Genomic DNA, 15,158 nt, shown 5'->3' with positions numbered 1-15,158 from the left:
GCGCGTTACAACCCTGTATTTGAAATTGAAGCAGTGTACCACTGCTGAATATTTGCCATCGCCGCTGACGAGGTATCCAGCACCGGCTGCGGGTAAACACCCAGAATCACCAGTAAGACCACCAGCAGCATCACAATGGAAAATTCACGCAGATTCATGCCCGCGATTGGCTCTTCCGACTTCGGTGCACCGTAATACGCCTGCTGCATCATCCACAGCGCGTAAACGGAGGCAAACACCAGGCCCGCCGAGGAAATCACGGTGATCAGGGTGTAGTTGCCGAAGCTGCCGAACAGGATCATGAATTCACCGACGAAGTTACCGGTGCCCGGCATCCCGAGCGTTGCCACCGCAAAGAACAGTGACAGTGCAGGCAGGAACTTAATCCGCTTCCACAGGCCGCCCATCCGGCGCATATCACGGGTACCGAGACGCTCATATAACTGACCGCACAGAATAAACAGACCCGCCGCAGACAGACCGTGTGCAATCATCTGCACCACCGCGCCCTGATACGCCAGCATGCTCGCCGAGTAAATCGCAATCAGCACGAAGCCCATATGCGACACACTGGTGTAGGCGATCAGACGCTTGATATCCGTCTGTTTAAACGCCATCCACGCGCCGTAGAAGATACCGGCGACACCCAGCCACATCGCGATAGGTGTGAAATCGGCAGAGGCTTCCGGGAACAGCGGCAGACTGAAACGCAGCAGACCATACGCAGCGGTTTTCAGCAGAATACCCGCCAGGTCGACAGAACCGGCTGTCGGTGCCTGACTGTGAGCATCCGGCAGCCAGCCGTGCAGCGGCACCACCGGCATCTTGACCGCGAACGCGATAAAGAAGCCCAGCATCAGCATATACTGCACACCATAGCTCATCGGCGTATTCAGCAGATCTTCATACGCGAAGCTCCACTGACCGGTGGCGTTCTGATGAACAATCGCCAGTGCCATAATGGCAATCAGCATCACCAGACCGCTCGCCTGGGTGTAGATGAAGAATTTGGTCGCCGCCCCGATACGGGTTTTGCCGTCAGAACCGCTGTGTCCCCACAGGGCGATCAGGAAGTACATCGGCACCAGCATCATTTCCCAGAAGAAGAAGAACAGGAAAAGATCCATCGCCAGGAACACGCCCATCACACCGCCGAGGATCCACAGCAGGTTCAGATGGAAGAAGCCCTGATACGGCTGGTTTTCCCCCCAGGAACAGAGGATAGCCAGCAGGCCGAGCAGCGCGGTCAGTACTACCATCAGCAGTGACAGACCATCGAGAGCCAGATGAATATTGATGCCGAAACGCGGGATCCACTCCAGGAAATACTGCTCCTGCCAGTCCGGAATACCTTTCGGGTTAACTAAGCTGTAGTTCCCCTGCATCCACAGATACAGAGAAAGAAATAACGTAATCCCCATCGCCAGCAGCGCGATCCAGCGCGGCAGCTTTGTGCCGAAGCGCTCAGCCTGCCAGCACAGCAGGCCGCCGATGAAGGGAAGTAAAATCAGCCAGGGTAATAGCATGGCGCAATGTGTCCCTTATTTAAACCAAAAACAGCAGAGCGAGAACCAGCACTGCACCCAGCCCCATAGAGGCGATATACCAGCGGACCTGTCCGTTTTCACTCAGGCTCAGTCCTTTGTTACTCCAGCGGGCAAACAGCGCAGGCAGATTCATCAGGCTGTTCAGCGGGTCACTCTGCAGCAACCAGCCCACCGCTTTAAACGGCTTAACAAAAATCGCATCATACAGGTTATCAAAGCCCCATGCGCGGAACCACCAGGCCGAGAAGAAACGTCCCGGCGCGGAATTCGCGATTGCTGTCACCAGCGTGCGGCGTCCCAGCCAGAGCATTGCGGCCAGCACAATCCCCGCCACAGCAACCACACCGGAAATAATTTCGGTGGTCAGTTTGCCGTCAGCAGAACCGGTCAGGGTTTCCGCCGGGAACACGCCGTGCAGCGGCTGCGGGATAAAGGCACCGGCAGCAGTGGAAAGTACCATCAGCACCAGTAACGGGAAAGTATGGGTAAAGCCTTTCACCGCATGCGCCTGTGTATGCTCTTTACCGTGGAACACGATGAAAATCATCCGGAAGGTATAGAGCGATGTCATAAAGGCACCGACCAGACCGGCGATAAACAGCGGGTTCTGCCCCTGAACCACCGCACCCCACAGGATTTCATCTTTACTGTAGAAACCGGCGGTGATAAGCGGCAGCGCAGCCAGTGCGGCACCGCCGACCAGGAAGCAGAGATAGACAAACGGAATTTTTTTCCGCAGTCCGCCCATCTTAAAGATGTTCTGCTCGTGGTGGCAGGCCAGGATCACCGAGCCGGAGGCCAGGAATAACAGGGCTTTGAAGAATGCATGGGTCATCAGGTGGAAAATCGCCGCATCCCACGCCTGCACACCGAGCGCCAGGAACATATAACCAATCTGGCTCATGGTGGAATACGCGAGAACACGTTTGATATCCGTCTGCACCAGCGCGGCAAAACCGGCCATCACCAGGGTGACAGCACCGACCACACCGACTAAATGCAGCACTTCCGGTGATAACAGGAACAGCTCATGGGTACGGGCAATCAGATACACACCCGCCGTGACCATGGTCGCGGCGTGGATCAGTGCCGAAACCGGTGTCGGACCGGCCATGGCGTCCGCAAGCCAGGTCTGGAGCGGTAACTGCGCGGATTTACCGACCGCACCGCCGAGGATCATCAGGGTCGCCCAGAAAATCAGGTCAGAACCGGCCGCGATATGCTGCGGAGCCATAACTGCCAGTTCACGGAAGCTCAGGGTGCCCAGTTTATCCCACAGGATAAACATACCGATCGCCAGGAACACATCACCGATACGGGTGACGATAAAGGCTTTCATTGCCGCTGCGCCGTTGGCCGGATTGGTGTAATAGAAGCCGATCAGCAGATAACTGCACAGCCCCACCCCTTCCCAGCCGAGGTACATCAGCAGCATGTTATCGGCCAGTACCAGAATCACCATACTGGCGATAAAGAGGTTGGTGTAGGCGAAGAAGCGGGAGTAGCCCTCTTCACCGCGCATATACCAGGAGGCATACATGTGGATCAGGAAACCGACACCGGTGACCACACCCAGCATGGTCAGCGACAGGCCGTCCAGCACCAGGGTGACCGGGATGGAGAAGGAAGCGGTATCCATCCATGTCCACAGGGTCTGCTGATACACCCCGCCGCCGTTAGCGAAGAAATCCATCCCCGCCCACAGCGCCGTGAGTGCCGCCAGTCCCACCGACCCGGTGCCGATGGTGGCTGACACATTTTCTGACCAGCGGCCGCGTGAAAAGGCTAATAACAGAAAGCCAATCAGCGGCAGCAAAATGGTTAAAAAGAGTAAGTTCATCCGCGCATCTCACTGACTTTATCAATATCCAGATCCTGACGCTGACGATGCAATTGCAGCAACAGTGCCAGCCCGATACTCGCTTCAGCCGCCGCCAGACTGATGGCCAGGATATACATCACCTGTCCGTCCGGCTGGTTCCAGTAGCTGCCGCCGACGACAAACGCCAGAGCCGCCGCGTTAATCATCACTTCCAGACCAATCAGCATAAACAGCAGATTGCGGCGGATCACCAGACAGGTGAAACCGAGGATGAAGAGCACAGCCGCGAGAATTAATCCGTGGTGCAGAGGGATCATGCTTTTTCCTCCGTGTTGCGCTGACTGACAAGATCGCCGCCCGCTTTTTCGTCACGCCCGATGTGGTATGCCACCACCAGACCCGCCAGCAGCAGGAAGGAGGCCAGTTCCACCACCAGAACATACGGGCCGAACAGACTGATACCCACCTGTTTCGCGGTAACCACCTCACCGGCGATACCGTTATCTTTCAGGGAGCTGATACCGTAAATCATCACGCCGAGCAGAACCGCCGAAAGCAGGCCCGGTCCCATCCAGACAGACGGGGACAGCCATTTGCGTTCCTGGTCGACAACCGCCCGCCCGAGATTGAGCATCATCACCACAAACACAAACAGCACCATGATGGCACCCGCGTAGACGATAATCTCCAGTGCCCCGGCGAAATACGCGCCGAGAGCAAAGAAGACCGCAGAGAGTGCCAGCAGCGAGGTGATCAGATACAGCAGCGCATGCACCGGGTTGGTCTGTGTGATCACACACAGCGTGGACAGAATGGCGATCAGTCCGGCGACATAAAAGGTAATTTCCATGTATGTTCTCCCCTTATGGCAACAGACTTTTCACATCAATCGGCTTGGCTTCATTGTCGGCTTCGCCTTTGGCTTTGCCCGCAACCGCCATCCCGGTTTTGTGATAGAAGTTATAGTCAGGATATTTACCCGGACCGGAGATTAATAAATCCTCTTTCTCATACACCAGATCCTGGCGCTTAAACTCACCCAGTTCGAAATCCGGCGTCAGCTGGATTGCGGTGGTCGGGCAGGCTTCTTCGCATAATCCGCAGAAAATGCAGCGAGAGAAGTTGATGCGGAAAAATTCCGGATACCAGCGGCCGTCCTCATGTTCTGCTTTCTGCAGAGAGATACAGCCGACCGGACATACCGCGGCGCACAGGTTACAGGCGACACAGCGCTCCTCGCCGTCCGGGTCGCGCGTCAGCACAATCCGGCCGCGGTAGCGCGGCGGCAGGTAAACCGGCTCTTCCGGGTACATCTGGGTTTCGCGTTTATGGAAGGCATGAAGCCCTATCATCCAAATACTGCGTACCTGGGTGGCGAAACCAACCACTAACTCTTTCAATGTCATGGTTCAATCACCCCTTATTGAGCTATCAGGATCACGGCTGCTGTCACCAGCAGGTTTATCAGTGTCAGCGGCAGACACACTTTCCAGCCGAATGACATCACCTGGTCATAACGCGGTCGCGGCAGCGACGCACGGATCAGGATAAACATCATCATAAAGAAAGCGGTTTTCAGCGCGAACCAGACAAACGGCGGCAGGAATGGTCCGTGCCAGCCCCCGAAGAACAGCGTCACAATCAGGGCGGAAACTGTCACGATACCGATATATTCCCCGACGAAGAACAGACCGAACTTCATCCCCGAATATTCAATGTGATAACCGTCCGCCAGTTCCTGCTCAGCTTCCGGCTGGTCAAACGGGTGACGGTGGCACACTGCCACGCCCGCAATCGCAAAGGTGATAAAGCCGAAAATCTGCGGAATGACGTTCCAGACTGTGCTCTGGGAGTTGACGATATCCAGCAGGTTAAACGACCCTGCCTGCGCCACCACACCCAGAACCGAGAGACCGAGGAACACTTCATAACTGACTGTCTGTGCCGAGGCACGCATTGCGCCGAGCAGTGAGTATTTGTTGTTACTCGACCAGCCCGCGAACAGCACGGCATACACCGCCAGTCCCGCCAGCATCAGGAAGAACAGGATCCCGATGTTGAGATCCGCCACCACCCAGTCCGGGCTGACCGGCACAATCGCAAAGGCCAGCAGCAGCGAGGTGAATGCCACCATCGGTGCCAGGGTGAAGATAAAGCGGTCAGCGAATTTCGGTGTCCAGTCCTCTTTAAAGAACATTTTGATCATGTCCGCGACCAGCTGGAGCGATCCGCCCCAGCCCACACGGTTCGGCCCGTAACGGTTCTGGAACAGCCCCAGCAGGCGGCGCTCACCAAAACTCATAAAGGCACCGCAGGTCACAACCACCAGCAGGATCACAACGGCTTTGAGAACATTAATCAGCACATCGATTAATTCAGGTGTAAACCAGCTGCTCATTGTGCCACCTCCTGCAGATTAACCGCCGCACCCGCCAGTACCGGCGAAATGCCCGGCATGCCCAGCGGCAGACCGATTTGCCCGGCTGTCAGCTGAGTGCTGATGCGTACCGGCAGTGTCAGTGCGCTGTCAGCCAGTTGTACCGACAGTACCTGACCTTCCGCCACATTCAGCTTCTGAGCATCCTGTGCATTTAACATCACATAGCTGTCCGTCATCCGTTCCTGAATCACCGGTGCCCGCTGTGATAACTCCTCACTGCCGAACAGGTGATAATACGGCGCAACCGTCCAGACATTCTGCTGCGGCGCAAATGCCGCCGGGATGGCACTGAAGTAATCCATACCGCCGTCTTTTTCGCTGAACAGACGCACACCCGGATCACCGAAACGCAGATGACCACCCACTTCCGCCTGGAATTTGTTCCATGCCTGCGGTGAGTTCCAGCCCGGCGCCCAGGCAAACGGAATTTGCTGACGCGGTGCTGCCGGGCTGTTGTTCCCTTCCATCGAGAAGGCAAACGCCGTGTCTTTGTCCTGCGGCTGACGCTGCTCATGAACACTGATATTCGCCAGCATCGCGGTACGCCCGCTGTAGCGGTGCGGCTCACGGGCCAGTTTCTGTCCGCGGATACGGAATGCGGCATCCGGTGCGGCATCTTTGATACCGGCCAGGTGCGGCATCTGCTCAATGCAGGCATCAATCACATGATCCAGCTGTGACCAGTCACGGGTGTTTTCACTCAGGTCATTGTACAGCGCTGTCAGCCAGCGCCAGCTTTCATGCATAATGATGGATTTGTCGTAGAAGGATGGCTCATAGACCTGGAAGAAGCGCTGTGCGCGGCCTTCGTGGTTGATGAGTGTGCCGTCACTTTCCGCAAAACTGCTGGCGGAGAGGATAAGTGACGCTTTATCCATGATGTCAGTGCGCTGGTGATCCAGCACAATCACATTTGCGGCGGCATCCAGCGCACAGTCAACAGCGGCTTTATCCGCATGGCGGTAAAGGTCGTTTTCCATCACCACCACGGTATCCGCGCTGCCGTCTGCCAGCAGAGCCAGTGCTTTATCCAGCGGCTGTGCTTCTGTCATGGCGGCACCAAAGCTGTTGGCTTCCGCACCGACAAAAGTCAGCCCGGCGTCAATGCCTTTATCTTTCAGTGCCCAGGCCACGTTTGCCGCCGCCTGAATCAGTGCGTCACTGCCCGGGTTGCTGCCGCTGATAATCAGCGGTTTTTTCGCACCACTGAGTGCCTGTGCAATCATTTCTGCCTGTGCTTTCACATCTGCCGGTAAATCCGTCACCGCCGGGGCCGTGTTATCAATGATATTGGCAACGGCAAAGCCCAGACGCGCCTGATCATCCACCGGAGCGTTGTAATGCAGTGCCGCCACATCTGCCAGACGGGTGGTATCCACCGCCGTGACAAACAGCGGGTATTTCGCACGCTGGCCGATATTCTGGATAGCGGCGATCTGCCAGTCCGCCACTTTCTGTGCAGCGGCCATTTCACGGGCTTTGCCTTTCACGGCCTGACGGACAGAGAGTGCCACACGGGCTGCGGTTTGAGTCAGATCTTCACCCAGCACCAGTACCGCATCATAGTTTTCCATCTCACGCAGTGACGGCGTATAGATTCCGCCCTGCTGTAAAATTTCCAGCATCATTTCCAGGCGGTGCTGTTCACCGGCTGACAGGCCGCTGAAGAAGTTTTCCGCCCCGACCAGTTCACGCAGTGCAAAGTTGCTTTCCACACTGGCACGCGGCGAACCGATACCGATGGTGCGTTTCGCGTGATACAGCATATCTGCCGCCGCACGTTCCGCCTGCTCTGCATTGATGGTGATCCAGTCATCACCACGGCGCTGCTGCGGCTGACGCGGACGGTCATCACGGTTGACATAACCGTAACCGAAGCGCCCTTTGTCGCACAGGAAGTAGTGGTTGATGGTGCCGTTATAACGGTTTTCGATACGGCGCAATTCGCCGTAACGTTCGCCCGGGCTGATGTTACAGCCGACGCTGCACTGCTGGCAGACGCTCGGTGCAAACTGCATATCCCATTTGCGGTTATAACGTTCAGAGTGGGTTTTATCGGTAAAGACCCCGGTCGGACAAATTTCAACCAGGTTACCGGAGAATTCACTTTCCAGCGTGCCGCTTTCCGGACGCCCGAAGTACACGTTGTCGTGTGCGCCGTAAACCCCGAAATCCGTACCGTCCGCATAATCTTTGTAGTAACGGACACAACGGTAACAGGCGATACAGCGGTTCATTTCATGTGCAACAAACGGCCCCAGCTCCTGATTCTGATGGGTACGTTTTGTGAAGCGGTATTTGCGCACTGAATGCCCGGTCATGACGGTCATATCCTGAAGATGGCAGTTACCGCCCTCTTCACAGACAGGACAATCGTGCGGGTGGTTGGTCATCAGCCATTCCACCACACTTTCCCGGAACTTTTTGGCTTCTTCATCATCAATCGAGATAAAGGTGCCGTCCTGTGCCGGTGTCATACATGACATTACCAGACGACCACGGGTGTCATCGGCATTCTGATATTGCTTTACCGCACACTGGCGGCAAGCGCCGACGCTTCCCAGCGCCGGATGCCAGCAAAAATACGGAATATCAAGTCCGAGCGAAAGACAGGCATGCAGCAGGTTATCCGCGCCGTCGACTTCATATTCTTTGCCGTCTACATGTATTGTAGCCATAGTCAGCATGCTTCCAAAAGGCCTGCTATGCAGGCGTTAAACGAAAATCCGTAAGGGATCACCAGCGCTGCTTCAGCAGGTTCGGCTGGATCCCGGCAATGGTCTGCACGTTGCCGTAAACCGGCTGTACGATCCCCGCTTCAAATTCATCACGGAAATATTTGATCGCACTCTGTAACGGCTCTACCGCGCCCGGCGCGTGTGCGCAGAAGGTTTTACCCGGTCCCAGGAAACGACATAATTGCTCTAATGTCTCAATGTCTCCCGGCTGGCCTTCCCCTTTTTCTATTGCGCGCAGAATTTTCACGCTCCACGGCAGTCCGTCACGGCACGGTGTACACCAGCCGCAGGATTCGCGGGCAAAAAATTCTTCGAGGTTACGGGTCAGTGACACCATGTTGATTTCATTGTCCACCGCCATTGCCAGCGCCGTTCCCAGACGGCTGCCCGCTTTGCCGATATGCTCAAAATCCATCGGTAAATCAAGGTGATCCTGTGTCAGGAAGTCGGTTCCCGCACCGCCGGGCTGCCAGGCTTTTAAGGTCAGTCCGTCACGCATGCCCCCGGCGTAATCCTCCAGGATCTCGCGGGCAGTAGTGCCGAACGGCAGTTCCCAGACCCCCGGATTTTTCACGCGGCCGGAAAAGCCCATCAGTTTGGTCCCGGCATCGGTACTTTTGCCTTCACTCAGACCGATGTACCACTCTTTGCCGTGTGCCAGAATCGCCGGTACGTTACACAGGGTTTCGACGTTGTTGACACAGGTCGGTTTTCCCCATACCCCGGAACTGGCCGGGAACGGCGGTTTGGAGCGAGGATTGGCACGGCGGCCTTCCAGGGAGTTAATCAGTGCGGTTTCTTCCCCGCAGATATAACGCCCGGCACCGGTGTGCACAAACAGCTCGAAATCAAACCCGCTGCCGAGGATATTTTTCCCCAGCAGACCGGCTGCTTTCGCTTCTTCAATGGCATGACGCAGGTGTTTCGCTGCCTCAATGTACTCGCCGCGCAGGAAGATATAGCCCCGGTATGCTTTCAGGGCAAAGGCGCTGATCAGCATCCCTTCCACCAGCAGATGCGGCAGTTGTTCCATCAGGAGCCGGTCTTTGTAGGTACCCGGTTCCATTTCGTCGGCGTTACACAGCAGGTAACGGATATTCATGCTCTCGTCTTTCGGCATCAGGCTCCACTTCAGACCCGTGGAGAACCCCGCACCGCCGCGGCCCTTCAGACCCGCGTCTTTGACAAGATTTGTGATCTCATCCGGTGCCATGCCTTTCAGGGCGCGTTCCGCCCCCGCATAACCGTTTTTGCTGCGGTATTCATCCAGCCACACCGGCTGATGGTCGTCGCGCAACCGCCAGGTGAGAGGATGGGTTTCCGCAGTACGGCAAACCGTTTTAACTGTCATGGATACTGCTCCAGTAACGTTTCAATGGCTTCAGGCGTCACGTGACTGTGGGTATCTTCATCAACCATCATGGTCGGCCCTTTGTCACAGTTCCCGAGGCAGCAGGTCGGCAGCAGCGTAAAGCGGCCGTCGGCGGTTGTCTGTCCCGGCTGAATATTCAGTTTGCGCTCAAGTGCGGCCTTGATCCCCTGGTAACCGGTGATGTGGCACACCACGCTGTCACAGTAACGGATCACATGGCGGCCGACCGGCTGACGGTAGATCTGGCTGTAGAATGTCGCCACACCTTCCACGTCACTTGCCGGGATGCCCAGCACATCGCTGATGGCGTAAATCGCGCCGTCTTCCACCCAGCCACGGTGTTTCTGTACGATTTTCAGCGCTTCGATAGAGGCGGCACGCGGATCTTCGTAATGGTGTTTTTCCGCTTCGATTTCGGCGCGCTCTTCGTCACTCAGCACAAAATCAGGTTGTTTTCCGGCCGGCTGCGCCGCATTCACTGCGCCTTGCAGTGCTTTTTTTGCTTCAGGGTTCAGTTCTTGCATAATCAGCGATCCACATCCGACATAACGAAATCGATACTTCCGAGGTACACAATCAGGTCAGAGACCAGGCTGCCGCTGATCACCGACGGGATCTGCTGCAGATGGGCATAACTTGGTGTACGGATTCGGGTACGGTAACTCATGGTGCTGCCGTCACTGGTCAGGTAATAACTGTTAATCCCTTTCGTGGCCTCAATCATCTGGAACGATTCCTGAGCCGGCATCACCGGACCCCATGACACCTGGAGGAAATGGTTAATCATGGTTTCTATGTGCTGTAACGTGCGCTCTTTCGGCGGCGGCGTGGTCAGCGGGTGGTCTGCTTTAAACGGCCCTTCCGGCATGTTTTTCAGGCACTGTTCCAGAATACGCAGACTCTGGCGCACTTCTTCCACTTTCAGCATCACGCGGTCATAGCAGTCACCGTTGGCGGCAACAGGCACTTCAAAATCGAAATTCTCATAACCGGAGTACGGACGCCATTTACGCACGTCGAAATCAATCCCGGTGGCGCGCAGACCGGCCCCGGTCACACCCCAGTCAAGGGCTTCTTTCGCGTTGTAAGCAGCCACGCCGACAGAACGGCCTTTGAGGATGGAGTTTTTCAGTGCGGCAGTGACATAGGATTCCAGGCGTTTCGGCATCCAGTCGAGGAAATCACGCAGCAGGCGATCCCAGCCTTTCGGCAGATCATGCGCCACACCACCGATACGGAACCAGGCCGGATGCATACGGAAACCGGTAATGGCTTCCACCACATCATAAATTTTCTGGCGGTCGGTAAAGGCAAAGAAGACCGGCGTCATCGCCCCGGTATCCTGAATGAAGGTACTGATATACAGCAGGTGACTGTTAATGCGGAACAGTTCTGACAGCATCACGCGGATCACATCCACACGTGCCGGAACCTCAATCCCCGCCAGTTTTTCCACCGCCAGTACATACGGCATCTCGTTGACGCAGCCGCCGAGGTATTCGATACGGTCAGTGTACGGAATGTAGCTGTGCCAGGACTGGCGCTCACCCATTTTTTCCGCACCACGATGGTGGTAGCCGATATCCGGCACACAGTCGACAATCTCTTCACCGTCGAGCTGAAGGATGATACGGAAAGCACCGTGAGAAGACGGGTGGTTCGGGCCGAGGTTCAGGAACATAAAGTCCTCGTTCTCGTTGCCGCGCTTCATGCCCCACTCTTCCGGTTTGAAGGTCAGCGCCTCCATTTCCAGATCTTCTTTCTGTTTGGTCAGGACAAACGGATCAAATTCCGTTGCCCGCGCCGGGTAATCTTTGCGCAGCGGATGCCCTTCCCAGGTCGGCGGCATCATAATACGGCGCAGGTTCGGGTGCCCGTCGATAATAATACCGAACATTTCCCAGGTTTCGCGCTCATACCAGTTTGCGTTAGGGAACGCGGAAATTACTGTCGGCACATGCAGGTCATTTTCACTCAGCGCCACCTTAAGCATGATATCGCGGTTACGCTCAATGGAAATCAGGTGATAAAACACGGAATAGTCCGCCGCCGGCAGACCTTCGCGGTGGGTGCGCTGGCGCTCATCCGTCCCGTGCAGATCGAACAGCATCACATACGGTTTCGGCAGCGATTTAAGATAAAACAGTACTTCCAGAAGCTGCTCACGCTTCACCCAGACGACCGGCATCCCGGTACGTGTCGGCTGAACCGTAAATGCGTCAGGACCGAACTTACGGCGCAGCTCCTCAATTACCGGATCATCCAGGTAATCGTGAGTCTGCCACGCGGGACGCTGTGCGGTCTGCGTATTACTTTCTGTCATCATTCTTCACCACAACAGTTGTTCAGGGTTCAATGGACGCAACACATTGCAAATATTGCGCCCGGTGGCCCGAAAGCCTTAAATTTCGTCCGGGGAGCGCAGGTTGGTCACTGCAATCCGTTCACCGCGTTTACGTTCTTTTTCTGACTGCATATTGGCGCGGTAAACGCCCTGATCACCGACCACCCACGACAGCGGGCGGCGCTCTTTTCCGATAGATTCCTGTAACAGCATCAGTGCCTGCATATAGGCTTCAGGACGCGGCGGACAACCCGGAATATACACATCCACCGGAATAAATTTATCCACCCCCTGCACGACAGAGTAAATGTCATACATACCGCCGGAGTTGGCACAGGAGCCCATGGAGATAACCCATTTCGGTTCCAGCATCTGGTCATACAGGCGCTGAATCACCGGTGCCATTTTGGTAAAGCAGGTTCCGGCCACAACCATAAAGTCCGCCTGACGCGGGGAGGCACGCAGCACTTCCGCACCGAAACGGGCAACGTCGTGCACCGCCGTAAAGGAGGTCACCATCTCTACATAACAGCAGGAAAGACCGAAGTTATACGGCCACAGGGAATTTTTACGGCCCCAGTTAACCATATCGTGTAATGCATGTTCGAGTTTCCCCATATACACACTGCGGTGAACGTGCTGTTCAAGCGGATCACTGACAACCTCTTGTTTTTGCAGGGGATAACGGTCATTCTCACCGTTTGGATCGATGCGGGTGAGCGTATAATCCATCTTGTGCCTCACTATTGACTACGGTTGATTGTTATTGATTTTGTTCACAACGCTCGGGTGTTTCACCTCGCGGCGTGAACGTGCAGGTGTCCAGTCCAGCGCGCCGATACGTGCCAGATAGAAAAGCCCTGCCAATAACACCAGAATAAAGATCGCGGCTTCGGTGAACCCTATCCAGCCCGATTCTCTGACCGAAACAGACCAGGCGAAAAGGTATAAGGCTTCAACATCGAAAATCACGAAAAACATGGCAACCAGGTAGAACTTTGCAGACATCCGCAGGCGTGCGCTGCCGACCGAGTCAATACCTGATTCGTAAGGGAGATGTTTGGCACGTGCTTTTGCACGGCCCCCGAGATAACGGGCGCCCAGCAACATAAATGCACATAACCCGAGAGCACCTAAAAGGTAGATGGCAAATGCCCAGTTATGGGCCAGAACTTCAGTGGCTGTTGACATACTCATTGCTTACTCATTAAAGGTGGTGTTGCCTGCCGTACCTGCATACAGCACCACAGCGACACACGAGAGGAACAACTCAGTGGCGGATACAACACTTATCGTGATGAGAAAGCCGGTAACCCGGTTTGTTCCCCGCTCTTCCCAATTTTGTTACAAACAATCAACTCAATATTAACCCGTTGTGCGACTTTATCGCTAAAACGAGTCAGTAAGTAACCAAATTGAAAATTAACTTTATTATATTAACGGATAGATCGCTTTTACTAACCCATTATCTCAGGAAAAACCTGTCTTTCCATCGGTAAATAGGGGCAATATTTTTGATCCCGGTCACAGTTTGGCTGAAAATTATTTAACAAATGATTAATTCATAATCATTTCTTAAAACCTGAGAAAACCAGTCAGGTTTTTAACAAAGTTTTATTGCAATGTAATGAGCACGGTTAATTTTGGCAATCACAGAACTTGTGTTTTGTTAACATTGTAACAAACAAGTAAACAAAACTGCGATGTGACGCTTAAAACGGCATCAAAAACCGGAACACGGCGTGATGCTGTTAACATTTATATGATATTTCCGTACCGGCGGAGAGGATACAAAAAAGCCGGGGGAATTTATCCCCCGGCTATGTGTCTGATTGTCACAAAGTATGTCGGTTCTGTATCAGAGTATAACGGCTTACTCTGCGGCTTTGTCATCATCCGCCGGTGTAACAGTATACGGCGTCTTTTTGTTTTCAATCGCCTGGTAGACCGTCAGCACTGACTCGCTCTGCTCGTCAATGTTACGGTATAACCAGTACTGAATTTCCGGCAGACGCGGCACCCCTTCGCTGACACTCAGAATGCGCAGGTCAGCATTCTGCATTTCCAGCGGACGGGCGGTGATCCCGACCTCGGCATTCACCGCCGCACGGACAGCAGAGAGTGATGCGGCCTCATAGGCGATCCGCCACGGAACCCCTGCCTCATCCAGGGTTTCAGCTGCCAGATGGCGGAACGGGTTGGTTTCGTCCATCACCACCAGCGGAATCGGCTCATTCGGCTGTAACTGGAAATCCGGCGCACAGTGCCACAGCACCGGTGCGGTACGCAGAGCGGTACGCGGGTGATGAGCAATACGCGCAGTGGTCAGCGCCAGGTCAATCTCATGGTTATCCAGCATACCTTCAATGTACTGGCTGCGTTTGATGCGGACATCAACGGCCATACGCGGGTATACCGATGCAATACGATTGAGTAAGAAAGGCAGCAGTGAGTCAACAGAATCATCGGATGCACCGATGCGTAACTCCCCTTCTGCATCGTTATAAGCCAGTGATGCGGTGGCATCATCATTTGCCCGCAGGATCTGACGGGCGTAACCTAACAGTTGTAACCCATGGTCGGTCAGTAATTTGTTACGGCCATGACGCGCAAACAGTTCGCGTCCGACAAGCTGCTCGAGACGCTGCATTTGCTGACTGACGGCAGACTGAGTACGGCATACTGCCGCAGCTGCTGCCGCGAAGGTATTCAGATCCGCGACTGCCACAAACGTCCGCAGCAGATCGAGATCCAGATTTAGCACTGGACGGTTTGAATTTATCATTGTTTTTTCTTCACTAATTTTGATTTTTAATAACTACCTGGTGTTTATTGGCGTGAAAAATGGCATCGCCAACGAAGACATTACCCTATACAACAGGGTAGAGTAAAACA

General features: G+C 54.8%; 13 protein-coding genes. All 13 read right to left on the bottom strand.

The features are described from left to right. Positions 1 to 5: 5 nt before the first annotated feature. The 13 genes from nuoM to U868_RS0120745 all read right to left on the bottom strand — a co-directional run bounded on the left by nuoM (position 6) and on the right by U868_RS0120745 (position 15,048). Positions 6 to 1,526, bottom strand: a complete 1,521-nt coding sequence (gene nuoM, locus U868_RS0120805) for an NADH-quinone oxidoreductase subunit M (protein WP_025154956.1) — start codon at positions 1,524 to 1,526, stop codon at positions 6 to 8. Between the two features lie 19 nt (positions 1,527 to 1,545). Then, positions 1,546 to 3,387 carry an NADH-quinone oxidoreductase subunit L gene (gene nuoL / locus U868_RS0120800; protein ID WP_025154955.1) on the bottom strand — a complete coding sequence of 614 codons (1,842 nt, stop codon included), beginning with the start codon at positions 3,385 to 3,387 and terminating at the stop codon, positions 1,546 to 1,548. After that, a complete protein-coding gene (nuoK, locus tag U868_RS0120795) occupies positions 3,384 to 3,686 on the bottom strand; it encodes an NADH-quinone oxidoreductase subunit NuoK (protein ID WP_004235168.1) in 303 nt (100 codons plus the stop codon). Before nuoK ends, nuoL begins: the two co-directional genes overlap by 4 nt. Continuing rightward, positions 3,683 to 4,219 carry an NADH-quinone oxidoreductase subunit J gene (nuoJ, locus tag U868_RS0120790; protein ID WP_025154954.1) on the bottom strand — a complete coding sequence of 179 codons (537 nt, stop codon included), beginning with the start codon at positions 4,217 to 4,219 and terminating at the stop codon, positions 3,683 to 3,685. The genes nuoK and nuoJ overlap by 4 nt, the downstream gene beginning before the upstream one ends. Before the next feature lie 13 nt (positions 4,220 to 4,232). Then, positions 4,233 to 4,775 carry an NADH-quinone oxidoreductase subunit NuoI gene (gene nuoI, locus U868_RS0120785; protein WP_004235164.1) on the bottom strand — a complete coding sequence of 181 codons (543 nt, stop codon included), beginning with the start codon at positions 4,773 to 4,775 and terminating at the stop codon, positions 4,233 to 4,235. 14 nt (positions 4,776 to 4,789) lie between these two features. Next, a complete protein-coding gene (gene nuoH, locus U868_RS0120780; RefSeq protein WP_004235162.1) occupies positions 4,790 to 5,767 on the bottom strand; it encodes an NADH-quinone oxidoreductase subunit NuoH in 978 nt (325 codons plus the stop codon). Then, on the bottom strand, positions 5,764 to 8,496 hold the full coding sequence (nuoG, locus tag U868_RS0120775) for an NADH-quinone oxidoreductase subunit NuoG (protein WP_029991413.1): 2,733 nt from the start codon (positions 8,494 to 8,496) through the stop codon (positions 5,764 to 5,766). The genes nuoH and nuoG overlap by 4 nt, the downstream gene beginning before the upstream one ends. A 49-nt stretch (positions 8,497 to 8,545) precedes the next feature. Continuing rightward, the gene (nuoF, locus tag U868_RS0120770) at positions 8,546 to 9,898 is read right to left on the bottom strand and encodes an NADH-quinone oxidoreductase subunit NuoF (RefSeq protein ID WP_025154952.1); all 1,353 of its coding nucleotides are present in this window, start codon (positions 9,896 to 9,898) and stop codon (positions 8,546 to 8,548) included. After that, complete coding sequence (nuoE, locus tag U868_RS0120765; protein WP_004235157.1) at positions 9,895 to 10,443, bottom strand: NADH-quinone oxidoreductase subunit NuoE; 549 nt, start codon at positions 10,441 to 10,443, stop codon at positions 9,895 to 9,897. The genes nuoF and nuoE overlap by 4 nt, the downstream gene beginning before the upstream one ends. Before the next feature lie 2 nt (positions 10,444 to 10,445). Next, positions 10,446 to 12,242 carry an NADH-quinone oxidoreductase subunit C/D gene (gene nuoC / locus U868_RS0120760; protein ID WP_025154951.1) on the bottom strand — a complete coding sequence of 599 codons (1,797 nt, stop codon included), beginning with the start codon at positions 12,240 to 12,242 and terminating at the stop codon, positions 10,446 to 10,448. Positions 12,243 to 12,320: 78 nt separating this feature from the next. Continuing rightward, entirely contained in the window at positions 12,321 to 12,995 is a 675-nt protein-coding gene (locus U868_RS0120755) for a NuoB/complex I 20 kDa subunit family protein (RefSeq protein ID WP_004235152.1), read from the bottom strand. Between the two features lie 18 nt (positions 12,996 to 13,013). Continuing rightward, entirely contained in the window at positions 13,014 to 13,460 is a 447-nt protein-coding gene (locus tag U868_RS0120750; RefSeq protein ID WP_004235150.1) for an NADH-quinone oxidoreductase subunit A, read from the bottom strand. Positions 13,461 to 14,136: 676 nt separating this feature from the next. After that, positions 14,137 to 15,048 carry a LysR family transcriptional regulator gene (locus U868_RS0120745; protein WP_025154950.1) on the bottom strand — a complete coding sequence of 304 codons (912 nt, stop codon included), beginning with the start codon at positions 15,046 to 15,048 and terminating at the stop codon, positions 14,137 to 14,139. Between the last annotated feature and the right edge of the window lie 110 nt (positions 15,049 to 15,158).

The sequence above is a fragment of the Morganella morganii H1r genome (assembly GCF_000633515.1).
Classification (GTDB): domain Bacteria; phylum Pseudomonadota; class Gammaproteobacteria; order Enterobacterales; family Enterobacteriaceae; genus Morganella; species Morganella morganii_B.
The sequence above is the reverse complement of the archived record's forward strand: the minus strand, read 5'-3'. Positions and strand labels throughout refer to the sequence as shown.